The organism is Burkholderia sp. Bp9012, assembly GCF_003853825.1.
Lineage (GTDB): Bacteria > Pseudomonadota > Gammaproteobacteria > Burkholderiales > Burkholderiaceae > Burkholderia > Burkholderia diffusa.
In genome coordinates, this window is sequence record NZ_QTQA01000002.1 from 347,046 (window position 1) to 368,834 (window position 21,789).

The following is a 21,789-nucleotide window of genomic DNA, read 5'->3' on the forward strand; positions in this document are numbered from 1 at the left end:
GGCTGCGCACGCGTGGTGGAGCGCTCGCGCCGCCACGGGAAAAATAGCGGATAATTGCGGCTTTCATCCTTAGCCCAGATTTTATCCGAGGACAAGCGCGATGGACTTTAGCATAAAAGGCTGTGATTGGAGCAAAGGCGAGGCCAAGGGGTTCCTGACCGGGAAGTCCGACTGCATCGTGCTCGGCATCTTCGAGGCGCAGACTCTCTCGGGCGCGGCGCTCGACATCGACACGGCCACCAAGGGGCTGATCTCGCGCGTGGTGAAGGCCGGCGACATGGACGGCAAGCGCGGCAAGACGCTGTTCCTGCACGAGGTATCGGGCATCGGTGCGTCGCGCGTGCTGCTCGTCGGCCTCGGCAAGCAGGATGCTTTCAATCAGAAAGCCTACAACGACGCGGCGACGGCCGCATGGCGCGCGCTGCTGGCCACCAAGATCGTGCAGGTCACGTTCACGCTCGCGCAACTGCCGGTCGACGAGCGCGGCTCCGACTGGGGCGTGCGTGCGGCGATTCTCGCGCTGCGCAACGAGACCTACCGCTTCACGCAGATGAAGAGCAAGCCGGAACCGGCGTCGCATGCGCTCAAGCGCGTCGTGTTCAGCGTCAATCCGGCCGATGAAAAGGCGGCGAAGCTGGCGGCCAAGCAGGCCGTCGCGCTGGCGAACGGGATGGACCTCACGCGCGACCTCGGCAACCTGCCCGGCAACGTGTGCACGCCGACCTATCTCGGCAATACCGCGAAGAAGATCGCGAAGGATTGGGGTCTGAAGGTCGAGGTGCTCGGCCTGAAGCAGATCCAGGCGCTCAAGATGGGCTCGTTCCTGTCGGTCGCGCGCGCGTCGGTCGAGCCGCCGCAGTTCATCGTGCTGCATTACCAGGGCGCCGCCGCGAAGGCCGCGCCGGTCGTGCTGGTCGGCAAGGGCATCACGTTCGACACGGGCGGCATCTCGCTGAAGCCGGGCGAGGGCATGGACGAGATGAAGTACGACATGTGCGGCGCGGGCTCGGTGCTCGGCACGATGCGTGCGGTCGCCGAAATGGGCCTGAAGATCAATGTCGTCGCAATCGTGCCGACCTGCGAGAACATGCCGGGCGGCAACGCGACGAAGCCGGGCGACATCGTCACCAGCATGAAGGGGCTGACGATCGAGGTGCTCAACACCGACGCCGAGGGCCGCCTGATCCTGTGCGACGCGCTCACTTATGCGGAACGCTTCAAGCCCGCGGCGGTGATCGACGTGGCGACGCTGACGGGCGCTTGCGTGATCGCGCTCGGCGGACACAACAGCGGCCTGTTCTCGAAGGACGATGCACTCGCGGGCGAGCTGCTCGACGCCTCGCGCGAAGCGAACGATCCGGCGTGGCGCATGCCGCTCGACGACGAATACCAGGATCAGCTGAAGTCGAATTTCGCGGACATCGCGAACATCGGCGGGCGTCCGGCCGGCGCCGTGACGGCGGCGTGCTTCCTGTCGCGCTTCACCGACAGCTATCCTTGGGCGCACCTGGACATCGCCGGCACGGCGTGGAAGGGCGGCGCGGCGAAGGGCGCGACCGGCCGTCCGGTGCCGCTGCTCGCGCAGTTCCTGATCGACCGCGCCGGCCAGTGATGGCAGGTCTCACGACGATGCGGGTGCGCGGGCAATGACGCGAATCGATTTCCATTCGAACGTCGGCGATTCGCTCGCGTACGCGTGCCGGCTGCTGCGCAAGGCCTACCAGGCCGGGCAGCCGGTCGTCGTGCTCGCGGAACCCGCGCGCCTGCGCGCGCTCGACGAGCAGCTCTGGACGTTCTCGCCGCTCGATTTCATTCCGCACTGCGGCGTCGACAGCGCGCATGCGGCCGGCACGCCGATCGTGCTGACCGCTGATCTCGACCAGGCGCCGCATCACCACGTGCTGCTGAACCTCGGCGCGGCCGTGCCCGCGCAGTTCGCGCGCTTCGAACGCCTGCTCGAGGTGGTCGGCAATGCGCCGGACGAACTGGCCGCGGGCCGCGACCGCTACCGCTTCTACCGCGATCGCGGATACGCGCTGAACAACTACAAGCAAGGCAGCTAGCCGAAACCGTCGACGGAGCGTCCCCGTGACACAAGCCGAATCCTCTTCGATCCCGACGCTGACCGACGTGCTGGTGCCGGGCAAGCCAGTGCCGGCGCGTTCGTCCGCGACCGATGTGCCGCCGCGCGACGATGCCGCCGCCCCGGAGCGCACGGGAACCGACCCCGAATTCGTGGTGGTCGAGCCGGTGCCGACGCCGGACGTCCCGACCGTCGAACTGCCGGGCGACAGCGATGCGCCGGCGCAACCCGGTGCCGCCGGACACGTCGTCGCCGAGGAATCGGCTGCGGCGCAGGCGCCGTTGCGCTCCGCGCTGGCCGATGACGAGGGGCAGCAGGCCGGCGTTGCCGCGACGCCGCGCGAGCCCGGTGAAGCGATGCCGTCCCACGCGGGCGCACCGGCTGCCGACGGGCTGGCCACCGATCATCCTGCTCGCGCAGCGCTCCCGGAGTCGCGTGCGGCCGCCGCGCTGACACCGGAGGACGCGCACCATATCGCCGAGCGTCTGCGCGATCGGCTGACGAATTATCTGACCGGGGAAGGGCGCGAGGCCATCGAGGCACGCTGCCGCGACGCGCTGCACGACCATACGGCCTGGCTGGTCGGCCAGATCACGCGCGAAGTGGCGCTGGCGCTCGAAACCGAAGTGATGGAATGGGTTCGCGACGCGGTCGACGAAGAGATCGCTCGCCGCCGGACGGGTCGTTCAGGCTGAGCGCACGGCGAGTGTCGTGCGCTGGCGCCGCGGGCGCGGCTCCGATCGTCGTCGCTGACGATCGCCGATCCGGTTGCAACGAGAGGCATGGAATCGTGCCGGGCGCCAGGCGCGGCGCGCGTGCGCGCGCCCGGTCACCGGGCTCAGTGGAGCGATAGCACCCACTGCGCGAGCGTGTGCGCCTCGACGCTCGTCAGCTGCGTATTGGCGGGCATCGGCACGCCCCCCCACACCCCGACGCTGCCCTTCACGATTGATTGCGCGAGGTAATCGACGGCGTCGGCACGTGCCGCGTACTTGCCCGCGATGTCGTGGAACGACGGGCCCATCAGCGGCTTGCCGACCGCATGGCAGGCCATGCAGTTCTTGCGCTGCGCGAGCACGAGTCCGTCGCTGGCCTGGTCGGCGTGTGCCGCCGCCGCGCCGCCGGTCAGCAGCGCCACGAGCAGCGCGCGCGATATCGTCTGTTTCATGCGGTTCTCCGCCGGCGGGAACGGCCGGCTTCACGGTCCGCGCATTATAAAAGCAAAGGGAATGCGCGTTTTGCGCGTTTCCCCGGCGGCCGTCTGCAATGGGGTCGCATGACCTGCGTGCCGCATCAGCCGGTGACGGCACCCTTGTTCGCCGGGCGGGCGAGGGCTGCGTACTTGGCGAGCACGCCGCGCGTGTAGCGCGGCGCAGGCTGCTTCCACGCGGCGCGCCGGCGCGCGAGCTCGGCGTCGTCGACGTTCAGCTGCAGCACGAGCCGGTGCGCATCGATCGTGATCGAGTCGCCTTCCTGCACGAGCGCGATCGTGCCGCCGACGAAGGCCTCGGGCGCGACGTGCCCGACCACCATCCCCCAGGTGCCGCCCGAGAAGCGGCCGTCGGTGATGAAGCCGACCGATTCGCCGAGCCCCTTGCCGATGATCGCCGACGTCGGCGCGAGCATTTCCGGCATGCCGGGGCCGCCCTGCGGACCGAGATAGCGCAGCACCAGCACGTCGCCTGCGCGGATCCGGTCGCCGAGGATCGCGTCCATCGCGCTTTGCTCGTCGTCGAACACGCGCGCCGGGCCCGTGATCACCGGGTTCTTCAGGCCGGTGATCTTCGCGACCGCACCGTCTTGCGCGAGGTTGCCCTTCAGGATCGCGAGATGCCCTTCCTTGTACAGCGCGCGGTCGATCGGGAAGATCACCTTCTGGTCCGCGCGCGGCACGCCCGGCACGTCTTTCAGCTCCTCGGCGATCGTGCGGCCGGTGATCGTCATGCAGTCGCCGTGCAGCAACCCCGCATCGAGCAGGATCCGCAGCACCTGCGGGATGCCGCCGGCCTGGTGCAGGTCGGTCGCCACGTACTGGCCCGACGGCTTCAGGTCGCAGATCACCGGCACGCGCTTGCGGATGCGCTCGAAGTCGTCGATCGTCCAGTCGATCTCGGCCGCGTGCGCGATCGCCAGATAGTGCAGCACCGCGTTGGTCGAGCCGCCGGTCGCCATGATCAGCGACACCGCGTTCTCGATCGACGCCTTCGTGATGATGTCGCGCGGCTTCAGGTCGCGCTTCACGGCCTCGACCAGCACGCGCGCCGATTCGGCGGCCGAGTCGACCTTCTCCTGATCGGGGTTCGCCATCGTCGACGAATACATCAGCGACATGCCGAGCGCCTCGAACGACGAGCTCATCGTGTTCGCGGTGTACATCCCGCCGCACGACCCCGACGTCGGACACGCGTTCTGCTCGACACCCTCGAAATCTTCCTGCGACATCCGGCCCGCGGTGAACTCGCCGACCGCCTCGAACGACGACACGATGGTCAGGTCGCGGCCCTTCCAGTGGCCGGGCCGGATCGTGCCGCCGTACACGTAGATGCCCGGCACGTTCAGGCGCGCGAGCGCGATCATCCCGCCCGGCATGTTCTTGTCGCAGCCGCCGACCACCACCACGCCGTCCATCCACTGGCCCTGCACGCAGGTCTCGATGCAGTCGGCGATCACTTCGCGCGACACGAGCGAATACTTCATGCCCTCGGTGCCCATCGACATGCCGTCCGAGATCGTCGGCGTGCCGAAGATCTGCGGGTTCGCATCGGCCGCCTTCACGGCCGCGACGGCCGCGTCCGACAGCCGCTGCAGGCCCGAGTTGCACGGCGTGATCGTCGAGTGGCCGTTCGCGATGCCGATCATCGGCTTGTCGAAATCGTCCTTCTGGTAGCCGAGGGCGTAATACATCGAGCGATTCGGCGAACGGGCCACGCCTTGCGTGATGTGCTTCGAGCGACGGTTGTACGGCATGGGGGACTCCATCGTTGTATTGGCGACTCCCGCGAACGGCGCGCCGGTTCGGATCAATCAAGAATGGAGTTTCCGGTTTGGAATGTCCAATATATTATTTGTCGATTATTAAGTCGTTTTGCGAATGAGTGAGACATGGCCGACCCGACGCCCGATCTGCGCCAGTGGCGCTATTTCGTGACCGTTGCCGACGAGCGCCATTTCGGCCGCGCGGCCGAGCGCCTGTCGATGACGCAGCCGCCGCTGTCGCAGGCGATCCGGGCGCTGGAGGAGGCGCTCGGCGTCGCGCTGTTCGCGCGTACCAAGCGCTCGGTCGCGCTGACGGCGGTCGGCGCGGCGCTGCTGCCCGACGTCCGCCGGCTGCTCGCGTCGGCCGACGCGCTGCCGCCGCTCGCGCGGCGACTCGCGCGCGGCGAAGCCGGTTCGCTGTCGCTCGCGTTCGTGTCGACCGCCGATTACGGGCTGCTGCCGGCGCTGCTGCGCGCGTTCGGCGCACGCTATCCGCACGTGCGGCTGCAGCTCGCGGAAGCGACGAGCGACGTACAGATCGACGAACTCGTCGCCGGCCGCATCGACGCGGGGCTCGTGATTCCGCCGGTGCCGCCGCGCCACGCGGCCGGGCTGTCGTACCTGCCGGTCGTGCGCGAGCCGCTGGTGGTCGCGATGCCGGCGGCCGCGGCCCCCGGCGTGCCCGAAGACGAACCCGTGCATCTGGCCGAGCTGTCCGCGCTGCCGCTCGTCATCTTCCCGCGTCGTTTGGCGCCCGGCTTTTATGACATCATTACGGGCTGCTACGGCGCGGCGGGGGAAACCCCGCGCATCGGCCAGGAGGCAATCCAGATGCAGACGATCGTCAGCCTCGTGTCGGCCGGCATGGGCGTCGCACTGGTGCCGCAGTCGTTGCGTAACCTGCGGCGCACCGGCGTGGTCTATCGGCCGCTCGCCGGCGACGCACCGGTCGTCGAGACTGGCCTCGTGTGGCGCACGGGCGATGTCAGCCCGGTGCTCGCCGGCTTCATCGACGTCGTGCGCGCGCACGGTCTTGCCGCATGATGCGAACGATGGCGCGCCAGCGCCGTCCAATGCGCGGTGCGGCGCCTGTGCGAGCGCCGTACCGCATTCGAAAACTTCATCGCTAACCCATGATCATTCACCCGAATTTCGACCCCGTAGCGATCCATCTCGGGCCGCTGGCCGTGCGCTGGTACGGCCTCATGTATCTCGTCGGCTTCATCGCGGCGATCGTCGTCGGCCGGATCCGCCTGAAGCTGCCGTACGTCGCCGCGCAGGGCTGGACCGCCAAGGACATCGACGACATGATGTTCTACGGTGTGCTCGGCACCGTGCTCGGTGGCCGGCTCGGCTACGTGCTGTTCTACAAGGCCGACTTCTACTTCTCGCATCCACTCGACGTATTCAAGGTGTGGGAAGGCGGAATGTCCTTCCACGGCGGCTTCCTCGGCGTGACGCTCGCGATGGCCCTGTTCGCGTGGCAGCGCAAGCGTCACTGGCTGCAGGTCACCGATTTCGTCGCGCCGATGGTGCCGACGGGGCTCGCGGCCGGGCGGCTCGGCAACTTCATCAACGGCGAGTTGTGGGGCCGCGTGACCGATCCGAGCGCGCCGTGGGCGATGCTGTTCCCGGGCGCGATGCGTGACGACGCGGCGTGGCTGCCGAGGCATCCGGCGCTCGTCGAGAAGTGGCATCTCGCCGACGTGTTCATGCAGTACCAGATGTTGCCGCGCCATCCTTCGCAGCTCTACGAAATCGCGCTCGAAGGCATTGCGCTGTTCTTCGTGCTCTTCTTCTTCTCGCGCAAGCCGCGGCCGATGGGCGCGATATCCGCGCTGTTCCTGATCGGCTACGGGCTCGCGCGCTTCACGGTTGAATTCGCGCGTGAACCGGACGACTTCCTCGGCCTGCTTGCCCTCGGCCTGTCGATGGGGCAGTGGCTGTCGCTGCCGATGATTCTCGCGGGCATCGCGCTGCTGGTATGGGCGTACCGTCGCCGCGCGGCGAGCGTGGCGGCGTGATGTTGCTGCGTCATGCGGTTGCGTCACGCGCGAGCTGTGTGACGCATGACGCGTGATGCGATGCGGATGCGCACGATCGGCGTGCGCATCGATCGCAGACTCTCGAACGAAAAACGCCGGCCCGAAGGCCGGCGTTTTCGCATCTGCCGCGCGTTGCGCGACGTGCGTTACTTCATCTGCACCGAGCCGTTGACCGTGACCGACACGGTCGCCTTGCCGCCTTCGACCGAGATCGGCGCGCTCATCTTCGCGCTGTCCGTCGGTGCCGCGGCCATCGCCAGCATGCGCGGGTACGGCTGCACGTTGCGGCTGCCGCCGACGTTCACGTCGCGGATCGAGTAGCTGTTGTAGCCGAAGGCCTTCGCGGCTTCGTCCGCGCGTGCGCGGAACGACTTGATCGCTTCGGTCGTGAGCTTCTGCTCGGCCGTGCGCTGTGCTTCGGGCGACAACGAGAACTCGACGTTCGCGACCTGCATCTGGTTCGACAGCTGGCCCGCGAGCTTCGACGCCGCCGCGAAATCGCGCGATTCGAGCACGACTTCGGTACGGCCGCGCCATGCGGAGATCTTGCCGTCGCGATCGGTGCTCGGATACACGGAGAACGCACCGGTGTGCGCGTTGACGCCCGATACGCCCTTCGCCTGCGCGAGCGCCGCGTCGGCCCGCTGGTTGAGCGCGGACGTCAGGCTGCCCGGGTCCTTCGCCTGCTGTTCGTAGAACAGCGTGATGTGGATGATGTCCTGCGGTACGTCGGCGCTGGCCTGCGACGACAGCGACAGCACGCCCGCCGGTTCCGGAAAGTGCGGGTTCGCGGTCTGCGCGTGCGCGGCCGGTGACGCGAGCGTCAGCGCGACGGGCACGGCGGCGGCGAGGGCGAGCGACAGCGCGAGTGCGGATTTCTTGGTCATTGTTGGACTCCTTGTGCGAGGGCGCGCATGCGGATCACGCGTGCGCGACGCGGGCGTACCGCGCGACGAAAAAACGGCCGTCGTCCCGATCGGGCGACAGCGGTTGCTTAGGCCGCACGAACGCGTCGCGAGTTCCGTGGCGGCGGCGCGTCTTGACGGGATTTGACCTTTGCTGTTTGTCTGTTGCGCATGCCGCGACTGCGTGCGCCTACTTCATCAGCCTTTCGGTGATGAAGCGCCACTCGGCGCGCGTGACGGGCGTGATCGACAGCCGATTGCCGCGTGCGAGCACGCGCATGTCGGCGAGTTCGTCATGCTCGCGCAATGCGGCGAGCGGCACGAGCGGCGACTTCTTCACGAAGCGCACGTCGACGAGCAGCCAGCGCGGTGCTTCCTGCGTCGACTTCGGATCGTAATACGGGCTTTTCGGATCGAACTGGGTAGGGTCGGGGTAGGGCGTCGACGAGACTTCGGCGAGGCCCGCGATGCCCGGCTCAGGGCAGCTCGAGTGATAGAACAGCACGCCGTCGCCGATCTTCATCGTGTCGCGCATGAAATTGCGCGCCTGATAGTTGCGCACGCCGGTCCATGGCAGCGAGTGCTGCGGTGCGTGCGCGAGATCGTCGATGCTTGCTTCGTCCGGTTCGGACTTCATCAGCCAGTATTGCATGGATCGTAATCGACGCAGAAAGGGCTGCTACAAAAGGAAACGGCATCGGGGATCCCCGATGCCGTTGGATAGGCCCCCGCCTTGGCCGCTAGGCCGGCATCCTGAACCTGGGGTTCAGAATTGGTCGCAGTTAGCAGCACTTCGGGTACATCAGACAGAGTGACGCGCGCGCCCGTGCTACAAATTTCCGCAACCGTGCACATGGCATTGGTTCAAGGAATATATGACCTTGGCGAACCAGGCAGGGAAGCTGACTGAACTGTGTTTCGTTGCGCCAATTTGACCACCGTTGATCGCCGAGATCAAGGGGAATCGACGCATCGATCAAACGTTACTGCGTCTCGTGCTGTGCGAGCACCGCGCCGAGCTGTTCGTTCATCTGGTGCATTGTACGACGGATTTCTTCCGCCGGAAATGCTTCACCGTGACGCACGCTCGTTTGCAGTCGCAGCAATTCGGATGCGAGCGACAGTGCCGCCATCACCGCGATACGGTCCGTGCCGCGCACCGAACTGTTCGCGCGGATCTTCGACATTTCAGCGTCGACGCGTGCGACGGCCTCGAGCAACGCCGCTTCGGTCTCGGCCGAACAGGCGAGCCGATAGGGCTGGCCGAGAATCGAGACTTCGATCTGCTTGGTGCTCATGCATGTTCTCCGTGGCTGGCCGCGTCGTCGCCATCCGTGCGCGCCTGCGCATCGAGCAGGTCGAGCTGGTTGTCGGCTTGCTCTGCGTTCTTCGTGCGAGGCAGCTTTTCGAGAATCGCGTTCAGTTTGACCTGAGCGTCGTCGATCTTTGCCGACAGCGTGTCGCGCTCGGCCGCGAGCGCATTGCGTTCGTCGCGCAGTTGCGCGAGTTCCGCGCGGACCGTGTCCGCTTCCGCGCGCATTTGCGCGACTTGCTCCTCGAGCGCGAGCCGTTCCGCGTGATAGCGCTTGTTCAGCGAGATCAGACGGCCAATATTTTGAGATAAGGTTTCGAGTTCGTTGAGCATTTGCTGCGTCCTCTAAAGACCCAGCATTTTAGCGCGGAATAACGCGCATTCCGACATCTGTAACGTTTCCAGTCGTAACACCCCGGCTTCTTGCCGCGAATACGCGGCTCCGGCGTGTTCGCGGCGTGCTCCCGGCATACGTTCGGCCGCTTTCTTGACGCTTGCGCGACCCGCTCCTAAACTGGCGCCGCCTCGGTGCTCGCGCGCATGTCGCGCGGTTAAACGGGAAGCAGGGCGCGTGCTCCGCATGGAGATCGCCAACCTGCGCTGCCCCCGCAACGGTAAGCGGCCGCGTCGGACGACGCAGGCCGGCTCGGGCGCGTTTCGCGTGCAGGTCGCACGCGGGCGCGGGCCACTGCGCGTGATACGCGCGGGAAGGCGAGCCGGTACGCCGCCAGCCCGGATACCGGCCGAGGCGGGGAGCCTGTACGGCTTCATGACGCGCGGCCTGCGGGGACGCGGGGCGCGCAGTGCTTCACGGGACTTGTCTTCGATGCTGACCCCAATCGTCCGCACGGCCTCCGGCGCACGCCGCGGCGCGCCGCATCTCGCCGTCGCGCACACTGCGGCGGCGGCTGGTTCGCCCGGATCGGCGACGACGCAGGCCGTTGCGGCGCCGGCACCTGTCGCGCCGCGCGCCGCCGCGCCGTTGCCGCCGGAAGTCGCGGTCGCCGCGCCGAACATGCCTGATGGCTACGACGCAACCGCGATGCCGATCGACCCGATGCGGCGGCTTCCTCTATATTGCGCAGAATGTCGACCGCACGCAGGTGCGGCTCGATGGATCGTGGCCGTGTCACGCCGGTGCGACCGACGTTCGGCCGGCCGAACGCTTGCGGGACGCGATCGGCCAAACGCGGGAATCGGTGTACCGATCGTGGTGCGCGCTCTAGTGCGCCGCCGGCCGTGCATCGCTCGCTTTGCCGCACATGGGCATGGCATCCGCGCCGCGCGCGCGATGACATCTCCGGGGCGCTGTTCGTCCGTGCACGCATCAACAATCTGTTCGACGAGGATGACGAGCTTGCGTAAGTCTGCAACACGCCGGAGCGCGACGCTGGTGCCGCACCCGGCCGGCAACGATGGTCGGCGGAAGCATCGCGCGTCGTGCGCGATGCCGTGCGGCGCATGAGCGCCGCGCGTGCCGCCGCGATCTGGCTAGCGCTCGCGGCCGTGGTCGCGTTGCTGTTCGTCGCATCGCTGTCGATCGGCAGCGTGCCGATGTCACCGTGGCAGGCGCTCGCGTCGCTCGTGCCGCACGGCGGCGACGCACTGTTCGCCGACATCGTGCGCACGCTCCGGCTGCCGCGTGCGCTCGCGGGGTTCGCGTGCGGCGCGCTGCTTGCGCTGGCCGGTGCGCTGCTGCAGGTGCTGCTGCGTAATCCGCTCGCAGAGCCGTATGTGCTCGGCGTGTCCGGCGGCGCGGCCGGCTTCGCGCTCGTCACGATGATCGCGGGCGGCGCGTGGTGGCTCGTCGATGCATCCGCGTTCGCCGGTGCGCTCGTTTCGGTCGCGCTCGTGCTCGGGCTTGCACGCCGCGAGCTGTGGCGCGGCGACTCGCGCGACGCATCGCCGCGGCTGCTGCTCACGGGTGTCGTGATCGCGGCCGGGTGGGGCGCGCTCGTCACGCTGCTGCTGTCGCTCGCGCCCGATGCGCGACTGCGCGGCATCATCTTCTGGCTGACGGGCGACCTGAACGGCGTGACGGCGCCGTGGTTCGCATGGGGCGCGCTGCTGGTGGCCGCATGCGTCGCGCTGCCGGCCGCGCCGCAGCTCAACGTGCTGCTGCGCGGCGACGCGACCGCACTCGCGCTCGGTGTGCCGGTCGCGCGAGTTCGCGTGCGGATCTACCTCGTCGCGTCGCTGGCCGCCGCGGCCGCGGTGACGACGGCCGGCACGATCGGCTTCGTCGGCCTCGTCGTGCCGCATGCGTTGCGGCTCGCATTCGGAAACGACCAGCGCATGCTGCTGCCCGCCGCGATGCTTGCGGGCGGCGGCGGCGTGATGGCCGCCGACCTGCTCGCGCGCACGGCGATCGCACCCGCGCAATTGCCGGTCGGCGTGATGACCGCGTTGATCGGCGTGCCGGTGTTCCTGTGGATGTTGCTGAGGAGACCGATGCGATGACGCACGCCGCACCGCACACTGCCGGCGACATGACCTACGCAGCGATCGCTCTCACGCTGAAGGCCGGCGAACGGACGCTGCTCGACGGCTTCACGCAGGCGTTCCGTTCCGGCGAGATCTGGTGCGTCGCGGGGCCGAACGGCGCGGGCAAGACGACGCTGCTCGCGACGCTCGCGGGCCTGCAGCGACCGGCCGGCGGCCACATCGAGATCGACGGCCGGCCGCTCGCCGCATGGCCGCCCGAACAGCTCGCACGGCGCCGCGCACTGATGCCGCAGCAATTGCACGATGCGTTCAGCGCGACGGTATTCGACACGGTGCTGCTCAACCGCTTCCCGTATCTCGGCGGCTGGGGATGGGAGCGCGACGGCGACCGCGCGGCCGCGCGCGACGCGCTCGCGACGTTCGGGCTGACCGCACTCGCGTCGCGCGACGTGCTGTCGCTGTCGGGCGGCGAGCGGCAGCGCGTCGCGCTGGCCGCGACGCTGTGCCAGGACGCGCCGCTGATGCTGCTCGACGAACCGCTCGCCCATCTTGACCTGCATCACCAGATCGATGGCCTGACCGCGCTGAGCGCATGGCTCGACGGGGGCCCGCGCACGGTACTGTTCTCATGCCACGACCTGAATCTCGCGCGGCGTTTCGCGACGCACGCGCTGTTGCTCGACGGCCGCGGCCATGCGTGGGCGGGCCCCGTGCACGATGTACTGACGCCGGCGCGCGCGAGCGACGCGTTCGGCTACCCGCTCGTGCTGATCCGCGAGAACGGCCGCGACGCGCTGCTGCCTGCGTGGCCCGAGCGACGATGAACTTCATTCTTTCGATGCGCGGCACCGGCCGCGCCAACAAGGCAACCTTCCGATGACGAATCCGACCGACTTCCCGCCCGCGATCGCGCCGCTCGACGACACGCTGCGAAAGCGCCTGCAGCATGTGATCGATCACAAGACCAAGCCGCCCGGCAGTCTCGGCCAGCTCGAGGCTCTCGCGCTGCAGATCGGCCTGATCCAGTGCACCGAGAAGCCGCATGTACAGCGTCCGGTGACGATCGTGTTCGCCGGCGACCACGGGATCGCGGCCGAGGGCGTGAGCCCGTATCCGCAGGCGGTCACCGCGCAGATGGTCGCGAACTTCCTGGCCGGCGGCGCGGCGATCAATGCGTTTTCGGGCGTCGCGCAGAGCGTGCTCGAGATCGTCGATGCGGGCGTCGCGTCGCCGCTGCCGGTGTCCGACCGGCTCGTGTCGCTGCCCGTCGCGCGCGGCACGCGCAACTTCGCGGTTGAACCGGCGATGACGCCCGACGAAGCGAAGACGGCGCTCGCCGCCGGCGCGGCGCGCGTGCGCCTGCACGCCTCGCTGGGCACGAACGTGATCGGCTTCGGCGAAATGGGGATCGCGAACACGTCGTCGGCCGCATGCCTGATGAGCCGTCTGCTCGACGTGCCGATCGACGCGTGCGTCGGGCGCGGCACGGGCCTCGACGACCAGGGGCTCGCGCACAAGCGCGCGGTGCTCGGCCGCGCGCTCGTCCGGCATTCGCATGCGATCGCGCCGCTCGATGTGCTCGCGACGTTCGGCGGTTTCGAGATCGCGATGATGACGGGCGCGTATCTCGCGGCCGCGAGCGAGCGGATGACGATCCTCGTCGACGGCTTCATCGCGACGGCCGCGCTGCTGGTCGCCGAGCGCATCGCGCCCGGCGTGCGCGACTACTGCGTGTTCTCGCATGCGTCGCACGAGGCCGGGCACCGGCGCATGCTCGAGCATTTCGGCGCGAAGCCGCTGCTCGCGCTCGACCTGCGCCTCGGCGAAGGCACGGGCGCCGCGCTCGCGCTGCCGCTGGTGCGCGCGGCGGTCGCGTTCCTCACCGAGATGGCGAGCTTCGAATCCGCGGGCGTAGACAATCGTGACGCCTGAGCGCGCGAGCGGTGTACGCGCCGAACTGCGCTATTTCTTCGTCGCGCTCGGCTATTTCACGCGCGTGCCGGTGCCGCGCGCGATCGGCTACGCAGCCGGCGATCTCGATCAGGCCGCACGTTACTTTCCGCTGGTCGGCGCGTGCGTGGGCGCGTGGGGCGCGCTCGTTTATCTGGCGACACTGCGCGTGTTGCCCGCGTCGATCGCGGTCGGCCTGTCGATGGCCGCGACGCTGCTCGCGACCGGCGCGTTCCACGAGGATGGCCTGGCCGACAGCTGCGATGCGTTCGGCGGCGGCTACGCGCGAGACGACGTGCTGCGCATCATGCACGATTCGCGCATCGGCACGTTCGGCGCGGTCGCGCTCGTGATCGCGCTCGGCCTGAAATGGCAGGCGCTCGCGGCCATGCCGCCGCTGCGCGCCGCGTGGACGATGATCGCCGCGCATGCGGCGAGCCGCGCGGGGGCCGTGAGCCTGCTGATGTCGCTCGACTATGTCCGGCCGGAAGGCAAGGCGAAACCGGTCGCGCAACGCATGGGCGCACGCGCGGCCTGGATCGCGGCCGCATTCGGGCTGCCGTGGCTGTTCTGGCCGGACTGGCGCGCGGGTCTCGCGGCTCTCGTCTCGCTCGTGCTCGTGCGCGCATGGGCGGCCCGCTATTTCGTGAAGCGGATCGGCGGTTATACGGGCGACTGCCTCGGCTTCGCGCAGCAGTTGAGCGAGCTGGCGATTTATCTCGTGGTGCTCGGATGGATCTCGTACTGATTCGCCATCCGGCCGTCGATGTCGAACCGGGCGTTTGCTACGGACGCAGCGACGTGCCGCTCGCCGCATCGGCCGAGGCGGGGGCGCGGGCCGTGCGCGAGCGTCTGGCGGCGCTCGGGGCGCCGTTGCCCGAGCAGGTCTGGACGAGCCCGCTGACACGGTGCACGTCGGTCGCCGAGCGGCTCGCACAGACGTTCGACGTGCCGCTGCGGCGCGATGCCGGCTGGCAGGAAATGGACTTCGGCGCGTGGGAACTGCGGCGCTGGGACGATATCGACCGCGCGGCGCTCGATGCATGGGCGGCCGACCTGATGCATGCGTGCGCGCATGGCGGCGAAAGCGTCGCACGGTTCGCCGCGCGCGTCGCACGGATCGCGGACGCGGTCGCGCGGACCGACGCGCAGCAATGGGCGCTCACGCATGCAGGCGTGATTCGCGCATTCGCGTCGCATGCGTTGCGCGTGCCGCTCGATACGCTGCTGTCGCGACCGGTGCCGACGGGCGGCGTCGTCTGGTTGCGGACGGAGGATGCTGCGCGCACATGGGAAGTCGTCCACTGGGACGAATAGGCGAGCGCTTGCTCGTCTGACGTGCGCAAGGGCATCGAGGCCCGGAGTCAGCGCGCCGGCCGCCGCGCCCGTGCGGCGTCGAGATCCTCGCACAGCGCGGCCGCGCCTTGCGCGATGCGCGGCGACGGCCGGGTCAGCAAATCGCCGTCGATCGCGAACAGGTTGTTGCGCGCCACGGCCGTCAGCGCAGGCCACGCACGCCAGCGCGCGAGGCTCGGCAGCGGTGCGTCCGAACGTGTCGCGCCGGCACTCGTCGTCACGATCGCTTCCGGATTCGCCGCAAGCACGGCCTCGTCGGTGACGGTCGGCGCGAGCGGCTTCAGCGCCGCGAACACGTTGCGACCACCGCACAGCGTGATGACTTCGTTGAACAGATGCGCGCCGTTGAGCGTCGTCAACGGGCGATCCCAAACCTGGAAGAACATCGTGACGGGCGGGCGTGCCGCGTACCGCGCCCGCAGCGCGGCGATATCGTGCGAGAACGATGCCGCGGCTGCGTCGGCGACCGGTTCCGTGCCGAGCAGCGTGCCGAGCCGACGCAGCGACGTGGCCACGTCGTCGAGATGTTTCGGTTCACTGAAGAACAGCGGAATGTGCAGTGCACGCAGCGCGTCGGTTTGCCGCTCGGCGTTGCCGTGTCGCCAGACGACGATCAGGTCGGGCTTCAGCGCGGCGATTCGCTCGAGGTCGAGCGCCTTGTTGTCGCCGACGCGCGGCACGGCTTGCGCGGCGGGCGGGTAGTCGCTGTACGTGACCGTGCCGACCAGTTTCGCACCGCCGCCGGCCGCGTAGACCAGCTCGGTCGCATGCGGCGCGAGGCTGATCACGCGTTGCGCCGGCGCGGGCAGCGCGACCGTATTACCGGCATCGTCGCGGGTCGTCACGTCCGCGTGAGCGAAGGGCGCGTGCGCGAGCGCGACCAGCGACGCGAGGGCCGGCAACCGACGGAACAGGCACGCGTTCATGCGGATGCCTGTGACACCGTCGGGACGCACTGCGAGAGTGCGTCGGCGACGCGCCGCCATTCGGCTTCGTTGCCCGGCAAGCCGACGCGCACGCTCGACGGTCGTGCAAAGTACCGCGTCCAGATCCCGTGTGCGGCGAGCGCCGCGTGCAGCGCGGCGGCGCGCGGATCGTCGGTCCAGCTGAACAGCGGCGTCGCGTGCACCGCGAAGCCGTGCGTGCGCAGCAGCGCGGCCAGGCGCTGGCCGTCGGCCGCGAGCCGCGCGCGCGCGGCGGCCTGCCATGCGCGATCGGCGAAGGCGGCGGCGACCGCGTGACGCGCGGGGCCGCTCACGGTCCATGCGCCGAGCATGTCGCGCAGCGCGGCGACCCGCTCGGGGCAGGCGAGCACGAAGCCCGCTCGAATGCCGGCGAGTCCGAAGAACTTGCCGACCGAGCGCAGCACGACGAGGCCCGGACGATCGGTGAACTGCGCGAGCGACGGCGTGACGCCCGTATCCGCGAATGCCTCGTCGACGATCAGCGTGCCGCCGCGTGCCGACAGCTGAGCATGCCAGCCGAGCAACCGTTCGGCCGGAACGAATTCGGCGGTCGGATTATTCGGATTCCCGACGATGACGTGGCGTAGCGTTGCGGGCAGCACGTCCGCGCCGATGTCGAGCGGGACGACGCGATGGCCGTGGCGTGCGAATGCAGGTGCGTATTCGCCGTACGCGAGCGCAGCGACGCCGGCGTCGCCAGTCGGCAGCAGCGCGGGCAACGCGCGGATCGCGGCCTGGCTGCCGGCGACCGGCAGCACGTGCGCGGCATCGGGTGCGCCGTAGTAGCCGGCCGCGCATGCGGCGAGCGTATCGCCGTCGTCGGGCAGCCGGCGCCATGCGTCGGCCGGGACCGGCGGCACCGGATAGCCGACCGGATTGATACCGGTCGACAGGTCGAGCCAGGCGTCGTACGGAATGCCGTGGCGGCGCGCGGCTTCGTGCAGGTTGCCGCCGTGCGGGATGCGTGCGTCAGACATGATGGGTAGCGAGAATGAGTGCGCCGCTCGCGACGAGCAGCGCGAGCCACAGCGCGAGCGTGCGCGTGACGAGCGACAGCGCGGCGACGACGTGCACGGCAGTCGCCGGCGCGCCGGTGCCGAGCGCGGGACGGTCTTCGATTTCGCCATGATAGACGGCCGGGCCGCCGAGCTGCACGTTCAGGCTGCCGGCGCCGGCAGCCATCACGGGGCCTGCGTTCGGGCTGTCCCAGTGGCGCGCCTGGGTGCGCCAGCAGCGCCACGCGGCGGCCGTGTCGCCGAGCAGCGCGTAGCTCGCGGCGGTGAGGCGCGCGGGAATCCAGTTGAGCGCGTCGTCGAGGCGCGCGGCGGCCCAGCCGAACGTCAGGAAGCGCGGTGTGCGGTAGCCCCACATCGCGTCGAGCGTGTTCGCGAGCCGGAACAGCAGCGCGCCGGGGCCGCCCGCGACGACGAACCAGAAGAGTGCGCCGAAGATCGCGTCGTTGCCGTTCTCGAGCGCCGATTCGACGGCCGCGCGCGACAGTGCGCCTTCGTCGGCTTCGCTCGTGTCGCGCGAGACGATGCGTGCGGTCAGCGCGCGCGCGGCGTCGAGGTCGTGCCGCAGCAGCGCGGCGGCGATCGGTGCGACATGGTCGGCGAGGCTTTTCGCGCCGAGCGCGAACCACAGCAGCGCGACGTGCAGCGCGGCCGCGAGCGGCCAGGGCAGCACGGCCGCAAGCCACGCGGCGACGGCCACCGGCGGCACCACCGCCGCGAGCCATGCGGCGACGCCGACCATGCGGCCGCGCCGGCCCGTGTTCAGCGCGCCTTCGATGCGCGCGGCGAGCCGGCCGAACGCGACGAGCGGATGCCAGCCGGCCGGTTCGCCGACGATGCGATCGACGATCGCGGCCGCGACCGCGAGCATCGCGACGACCGGCAGCGACAGCATCAGCATGACGGCGCTCCGGCCTTGAGTTCGAGCGGCAGCCCGGCGACCAGCAGCGTCACGCGCGTCGCGAGCGCGGCGATGCGCTGGTTCAGGCGCCCGAGTTCGTCGACGTAGCGGCGCGTGACCGACCCGAGCGGCACGACGCCGAGCCCGATTTCGTTGCTGACGACAATCACCTTCGCGCGCGCATCGCACAACGCGTGCTCGAGCCGCTCGACCTGCGCCGCATACTGCGCATCGTCGAGCGGCTCGCCGTCGAGCGGGCACAGCAGGTTCGTGAGCCAAAGCGTCAGGCAGTCGACGAGCAGGCACGCGCGCGGATCGTCGAGCCGCGCGAGCGTGCCGGCGAGGTCGACGGGCGCGTCGGCGAAGCCCCAGTCGGCCGGCCGGCGCGCGCGGTGATGCGCGATGCGCCGTTCGAATTCGGCATCGGCGCTCGTCGCGGCCGCGGTCGCGATATAGGTGACGGGGCGGCCGCTGTCGGCGGCGAGCCGCTCGGCGTGCGCGCTCTTGCCCGAGCGCGCGCCGCCGAGGACGAAGGTGAGGTCGTGCGGAATCATCGCGTGATTGTAACGGCGCACGCGTGGCGGCGCGGGCGATAATGCGGCCTTTGCTTCGCCACGACCTTGCATACGATGAACGCACCCGAACCGCAGCCGCGCGGCACGTTGATGATCCAGGGCACGACCTCCGACGCGGGCAAGAGCACGCTCGTCGCGGGCCTGTGCCGCCTCGCGCGTCGCGCGGGCGCGCGCGTCGCGCCGTTCAAGCCGCAGAACATGGCGCTGAACAGCGCGGTGACGGCCGATGGCGGCGAGATCGGCCGCGCGCAGGCGTTGCAGGCGCTCGCCGCGGGTGTCTTGCCACATACCGATTTCAACCCGGTGCTGCTGAAGCCGACGAGCGATCGCGGCGCGCAGGTGATCATCCAAGGCAAGGCGCGCATGAACCTCGATGCGCGTGCGTACCATGACTACAAGCCGGTCGCGTTCGACGCGGTGCTCGAGTCGTACGCGCGGCTGCGTGCCGGCTACGACACGGTGCTCGTCGAAGGCGCGGGCAGCCCGGCCGAAATCAACCTGCGCGAAGGCGATATCGCGAACATGGGCTTCGCCGAACGCGTGGACTGCCCGGTCGTGCTGGTGGCCGACATCGACCGCGGCGGCGTGTTCGCGCACCTGGTCGGCACGCTCGCGTGCCTGTCGGACAGCGAGCGCGCGCGCGTGCGCGGCTTCGTGATCAACCGCTTTCGCGGCGACATCAAGCTGCTCGAACCGGGCCTCGACTGGCTGCGCGCGCAGACGGGCAAGCCGGTGTTCGGCGTGCTCCCGTACCTGCACGGGTTGATGCTCGACGCGGAAGACATGCTGCCATCGCAGGCGCGCAGCGCCGCCGCCTTGCGCGGCGACGCCGGCGTGCTGCGCGTGGTGGTGCCCGCGCTGCCGCGGATCAGCAACCATACCGATTTCGATCCGCTGCGCGCGCATCCGCAGGTCGAGTTCACGTACTGGAAGAGCGGCCCGGTGCCCGATGCCGACCTGCTGATCCTGCCCGGCTCGAAAAACGTGCAGCGCGATCTCGCGTGGTTGCGCGACGCGGGCTGGGACGCGCTGATCCGCCGGCACCTGCGCTATGGCGGCAAGGTGATCGGCATCTGCGGCGGCATGCAGATGCTCGGCCGCACACTGGACGATCCGCTCGGCCTCGAAGGCGCGCCCGGCAGCATGCCGGGGCTCGGGCTGCTCGACTTCGACACGACGCTGCAGCCGGACAAGACGCTGAAGAACGTGACCGGGCATCTCGCGCTGCCCGGCGCGGCCGCCGTGAACGGCTATGAGATCCATATGGGCGACACGCGCGGCTCTGCGCTCGCGTCGCCCGCGCTGGAACTGGCGGCGGGCGACGCACCGGGCGGCGTGCGCACGGACGGCGCACGGTCGGCCGACGGGCAGATCCTCGCGACCTACGTGCACGGGCTGTTCGACGCGCCCGACGCGTGTGCGGCACTCCTCGCGTGGGCGGGGCTCGACGGGGCGGCGCGCATCGACTATCCGGCGCTGCGCGAGGCGTCGCTGGAGCGGCTGGCCGATTCGTTCGCCGAGCATCTCGACCTGAGCGCGCTGTACGCGGAGTTCCGCTGACGCAGGGCGTGCCTGGCCTGGCATTTTGCGGCGGAGCGTGTACAACTCAGATGGGCGGAGGTCCGCCGAAGGAGCGCGACGATGAAGGCTCGATGGTGGTTGGGCATGCTGCTCGCGGCGCTGCTGGGCGCGTCGGCGGTGGCGCATGCGTGCGACTCGTACGCGCCGGGCGGCGGCCCGGCCGGTTCGGGTGACGCCGCGCAAGGCAAAAGCGGCGGCTGACGTTCATAGCCAGTACGGGCAGCGGGGCATGATCGGTCATGCCCCTTTTTACGCCGCAATTCGTTCCTGCGGGGAATCAGTTAAAGCCGTATCGCGTGTTTATTGGTCGAATTGATTCGAATAGAGTGCGATCCATTCTCATCCACTCATGAAGGAATTCGCCATGAACCCGCATCGCCTGAACGATCTCGGCGCGACGCTGCTGCGCGTCGCACTCGGTGTGCTGTACCTCGCGCACGTCGCGCAGAAGGTGTTCGTCTTCACGCTGCCCGGCACCGCGCAGTTCTTCGCGTCGATCGGCCTGCCGGGCTGGCTCGCGTATGTGACGACGTTCGTCGAACTGGCCGGCGGCCTTGCGCTGCTCGCGGGCTTCCGCGTGCGTATCGCCGCGCTGGTGCTGCTGCCGTTCATGCTCGGCGCGGTGTCCGCGCATCTGCCCAACGGCTGGAGCTTCGCGTCGCCGAACGGCGGCTGGGAATATCCGGCGTTCTGGGCCGTCACGCTGGCCGTGCAGGCGCTGCTGGGCGGCGGCGCATTCGCGCTCGGCGCATCGCGTGCCGCGGCGCGAACCGCTTGAAAGGGGGCGCGCATCGGCGCAACCCGTTCCGGTGACACCCCGTTTGCCGATATCATCGCTCCCTGTATCCGCAATCGAGCGGCGCCTGCCAGGCGGCAGGTGCCGCGCGGCTTTTTCGGGGGAATTCATGACGGTCATCGTGGTGGCAAATCCGAAGGGCGGCGTGGGGAAAAGCACGCTGTCCACCAATCTTGCCGGCTATTTCGCGGCGCAGGGCGCATGGGTCGCGCTCGCCGATCTGGATCGGCAGCAGTCCGCGCATGCGTGGCTCGACCTGCGGCCGGCCGGCCTGCCGGCGATCGAGGCGTGGAGTCTCGATCCGGACGCGCCGTCGAAGCCGCCGCGCGGCCTCGAATATGCGGTGATCGACACGCCGGCCGGCCTTCACGGCAACCGGCTGAACGTCGCGCTGCAACTCGCCGACAAGGTGATCGTGCCGCTGCAGCCGTCGATGTTCGATATTCTCGCGACCCAGCAGTTTCTGGAGCGCCTCGCCGGCGAAAAGGCCGTGCGCAAGGGCAGCGTCGAGGTCGGGATCGTCGGGATGCGGGTGGACGCGCGCACGCGCTCGTCCGACCAATTGCACCGTTTCGTCGAAGGGCTCGGGCTGCCGGTGCTCGGCTACGTGCGCGACACGCAGAACTACGTGCAGATCGCCGCGCACGGCCTGACGCTGTGGGACGTCGCGAAAAGCCGCGTCGAGAAGGATCTCGAACAGTGGCGGCCGATCGTCGAATGGGCCGAGCGTCGCGCGCCGAAAGCGGAGAAGGTCGCCAAGGCGTCTTGATCGCCGATGGCCGAATACCGGCGAGGCCAGGTGCAGCAGGATGAATGAAGAAGGGCCTGATCCGGCATCGTGACGGATCAGGCCCTTCCTGCATATGCGACTGCGCGGCGCCGGCCG

General features: G+C 69.3%; 24 protein-coding genes, 1 other RNA gene and 1 riboswitch. Of the genes, 14 read left to right on the top strand and 11 right to left on the bottom strand.

Features of this window, described 5'->3' with window-relative positions; all coding sequences use genetic code 11:
* The first annotated feature begins 100 nt into the window (after positions 1 to 100).
* The 3 genes from DIE11_RS03840 to DIE11_RS03850 are packed head-to-tail and all read left to right on the top strand — an operon-like array spanning position 101 to position 2,778.
* The gene (locus DIE11_RS03840) at positions 101 to 1,612 is read left to right on the top strand and encodes a leucyl aminopeptidase (RefSeq protein WP_124621594.1); all 1,512 of its coding nucleotides are present in this window, start codon (positions 101 to 103) and stop codon (positions 1,610 to 1,612) included.
* 34 nt (positions 1,613 to 1,646) lie between these two features.
* Positions 1,647 to 2,063, top strand: coding sequence for a DNA polymerase III subunit chi (locus tag DIE11_RS03845; protein ID WP_059603821.1), 417 nt, complete (start codon positions 1,647 to 1,649; stop codon positions 2,061 to 2,063).
* 25 nt (positions 2,064 to 2,088) lie between these two features.
* The gene (locus tag DIE11_RS03850; protein ID WP_124621596.1) at positions 2,089 to 2,778 is read left to right on the top strand and encodes a DUF2486 family protein; all 690 of its coding nucleotides are present in this window, start codon (positions 2,089 to 2,091) and stop codon (positions 2,776 to 2,778) included.
* 143 nt (positions 2,779 to 2,921) lie between these two features.
* Here the strand turns inward: DIE11_RS03850 and DIE11_RS03855 are convergent, their stop codons facing one another.
* Positions 2,922 to 3,251 (bottom strand): c-type cytochrome, encoded by a 330-nt coding sequence (locus DIE11_RS03855; RefSeq protein WP_059603815.1) that lies wholly within the window; start codon positions 3,249 to 3,251, stop codon positions 2,922 to 2,924.
* Positions 3,252 to 3,376: 125 nt separating this feature from the next.
* Positions 3,377 to 5,050 carry a dihydroxy-acid dehydratase gene (gene ilvD, locus DIE11_RS03860; RefSeq protein ID WP_059603812.1) on the bottom strand — a complete coding sequence of 558 codons (1,674 nt, stop codon included), beginning with the start codon at positions 5,048 to 5,050 and terminating at the stop codon, positions 3,377 to 3,379.
* A 135-nt stretch (positions 5,051 to 5,185) separates the two neighbouring features.
* Between ilvD and DIE11_RS03865 the strand changes: the two genes are divergently transcribed.
* A complete protein-coding gene (locus DIE11_RS03865) occupies positions 5,186 to 6,103 on the top strand; it encodes a LysR family transcriptional regulator (RefSeq protein WP_124621598.1) in 918 nt (305 codons plus the stop codon).
* Between the two features lie 89 nt (positions 6,104 to 6,192).
* Positions 6,193 to 7,083 carry a prolipoprotein diacylglyceryl transferase gene (gene lgt / locus DIE11_RS03870; RefSeq protein WP_059603806.1) on the top strand — a complete coding sequence of 297 codons (891 nt, stop codon included), beginning with the start codon at positions 6,193 to 6,195 and terminating at the stop codon, positions 7,081 to 7,083.
* Between the two features lie 167 nt (positions 7,084 to 7,250).
* Here lgt and DIE11_RS03875 read toward each other — a convergent pair whose 3' ends face one another.
* The 5 genes from DIE11_RS03875 to DIE11_RS03895 form a co-directional block, all read right to left on the bottom strand.
* The gene (locus DIE11_RS03875; protein ID WP_124621600.1) at positions 7,251 to 7,991 is read right to left on the bottom strand and encodes an SIMPL domain-containing protein; all 741 of its coding nucleotides are present in this window, start codon (positions 7,989 to 7,991) and stop codon (positions 7,251 to 7,253) included.
* Between the two features lie 208 nt (positions 7,992 to 8,199).
* Positions 8,200 to 8,661 (bottom strand): EVE domain-containing protein, encoded by a 462-nt coding sequence (locus DIE11_RS03880; RefSeq protein ID WP_059603800.1) that lies wholly within the window; start codon positions 8,659 to 8,661, stop codon positions 8,200 to 8,202.
* 69 nt (positions 8,662 to 8,730) lie between these two features.
* A non-coding RNA gene (gene ssrS, locus DIE11_RS03885) (6S RNA) lies at positions 8,731 to 8,912 on the bottom strand.
* 80 nt (positions 8,913 to 8,992) lie between these two features.
* Positions 8,993 to 9,307, bottom strand: a complete 315-nt coding sequence (locus DIE11_RS03890) for a cell division protein ZapA (RefSeq protein ID WP_011885730.1) — start codon at positions 9,305 to 9,307, stop codon at positions 8,993 to 8,995.
* On the bottom strand, positions 9,304 to 9,654 hold the full coding sequence (locus DIE11_RS03895) for a hypothetical protein (protein ID WP_059603797.1): 351 nt from the start codon (positions 9,652 to 9,654) through the stop codon (positions 9,304 to 9,306). The genes DIE11_RS03890 and DIE11_RS03895 overlap by 4 nt, the downstream gene beginning before the upstream one ends.
* Positions 9,655 to 9,830: 176 nt before the next feature.
* Positions 9,831 to 10,084: riboswitch (cobalamin riboswitch) on the top strand.
* 698 nt (positions 10,085 to 10,782) lie between these two features.
* Between DIE11_RS03895 and DIE11_RS03900 the strand changes: the two genes are divergently transcribed.
* Genes DIE11_RS03900 through cobC form a run of 5 tightly spaced genes read left to right on the top strand, consistent with a single transcriptional unit; the run spans position 10,783 to position 15,033 of the window.
* On the top strand, positions 10,783 to 11,781 hold the full coding sequence (locus DIE11_RS03900) for an iron ABC transporter permease (protein WP_124621602.1): 999 nt from the start codon (positions 10,783 to 10,785) through the stop codon (positions 11,779 to 11,781).
* The gene (locus tag DIE11_RS03905; protein WP_124621604.1) at positions 11,778 to 12,590 is read left to right on the top strand and encodes an ABC transporter ATP-binding protein; all 813 of its coding nucleotides are present in this window, start codon (positions 11,778 to 11,780) and stop codon (positions 12,588 to 12,590) included. The genes DIE11_RS03900 and DIE11_RS03905 overlap by 4 nt, the downstream gene beginning before the upstream one ends.
* A gap of 52 nt (positions 12,591 to 12,642) precedes the next feature.
* A complete protein-coding gene (gene cobT, locus DIE11_RS03910) occupies positions 12,643 to 13,698 on the top strand; it encodes a nicotinate-nucleotide--dimethylbenzimidazole phosphoribosyltransferase (protein ID WP_124621605.1) in 1,056 nt (351 codons plus the stop codon).
* On the top strand, positions 13,688 to 14,464 hold the full coding sequence (locus DIE11_RS03915) for an adenosylcobinamide-GDP ribazoletransferase (RefSeq protein WP_059603788.1): 777 nt from the start codon (positions 13,688 to 13,690) through the stop codon (positions 14,462 to 14,464). Before cobT ends, DIE11_RS03915 begins: the two co-directional genes overlap by 11 nt.
* The gene (gene cobC / locus DIE11_RS03920; protein WP_124621607.1) at positions 14,449 to 15,033 is read left to right on the top strand and encodes an alpha-ribazole phosphatase; all 585 of its coding nucleotides are present in this window, start codon (positions 14,449 to 14,451) and stop codon (positions 15,031 to 15,033) included. Before DIE11_RS03915 ends, cobC begins: the two co-directional genes overlap by 16 nt.
* A gap of 47 nt (positions 15,034 to 15,080) precedes the next feature.
* Here the strand turns inward: cobC and DIE11_RS03925 are convergent, their stop codons facing one another.
* From DIE11_RS03925 to cobU, 4 genes are read right to left on the bottom strand one after another with little or no spacing between them, the layout of a single operon-like run.
* A complete protein-coding gene (locus DIE11_RS03925) occupies positions 15,081 to 15,998 on the bottom strand; it encodes a cobalamin-binding protein (RefSeq protein ID WP_124621609.1) in 918 nt (305 codons plus the stop codon).
* Complete coding sequence (cobD, locus tag DIE11_RS03930; RefSeq protein WP_124621611.1) at positions 15,995 to 17,014, bottom strand: threonine-phosphate decarboxylase CobD; 1,020 nt, start codon at positions 17,012 to 17,014, stop codon at positions 15,995 to 15,997. The genes DIE11_RS03925 and cobD overlap by 4 nt, the downstream gene beginning before the upstream one ends.
* Positions 17,007 to 17,951 carry an adenosylcobinamide-phosphate synthase CbiB gene (gene cbiB, locus DIE11_RS03935; RefSeq protein ID WP_124621612.1) on the bottom strand — a complete coding sequence of 315 codons (945 nt, stop codon included), beginning with the start codon at positions 17,949 to 17,951 and terminating at the stop codon, positions 17,007 to 17,009. Before cbiB ends, cobD begins: the two co-directional genes overlap by 8 nt.
* Positions 17,945 to 18,505, bottom strand: a complete 561-nt coding sequence (cobU, locus tag DIE11_RS03940; RefSeq protein ID WP_124621614.1) for a bifunctional adenosylcobinamide kinase/adenosylcobinamide-phosphate guanylyltransferase — start codon at positions 18,503 to 18,505, stop codon at positions 17,945 to 17,947. Before cobU ends, cbiB begins: the two co-directional genes overlap by 7 nt.
* Before the next feature lie 75 nt (positions 18,506 to 18,580).
* Here cobU and DIE11_RS03945 point away from each other — a divergent pair, with 75 nt between their 5' ends.
* The 4 genes from DIE11_RS03945 (at position 18,581) to DIE11_RS03955 (ending at position 21,672) form a co-directional block, all read left to right on the top strand.
* Entirely contained in the window at positions 18,581 to 20,086 is a 1,506-nt protein-coding gene (locus DIE11_RS03945) for a cobyric acid synthase (protein WP_124621615.1), read from the top strand.
* A gap of 81 nt (positions 20,087 to 20,167) precedes the next feature.
* The gene (locus tag DIE11_RS36180) at positions 20,168 to 20,308 is read left to right on the top strand and encodes a hypothetical protein (RefSeq protein WP_170296487.1); all 141 of its coding nucleotides are present in this window, start codon (positions 20,168 to 20,170) and stop codon (positions 20,306 to 20,308) included.
* A 163-nt stretch (positions 20,309 to 20,471) separates the two neighbouring features.
* Positions 20,472 to 20,885 carry a DoxX family protein gene (locus tag DIE11_RS03950; RefSeq protein WP_124621617.1) on the top strand — a complete coding sequence of 138 codons (414 nt, stop codon included), beginning with the start codon at positions 20,472 to 20,474 and terminating at the stop codon, positions 20,883 to 20,885.
* A gap of 127 nt (positions 20,886 to 21,012) precedes the next feature.
* Complete coding sequence (locus DIE11_RS03955) at positions 21,013 to 21,672, top strand: ParA family protein (protein ID WP_059603772.1); 660 nt, start codon at positions 21,013 to 21,015, stop codon at positions 21,670 to 21,672.
* The last annotated feature ends 117 nt before the right edge of the window (positions 21,673 to 21,789 follow it).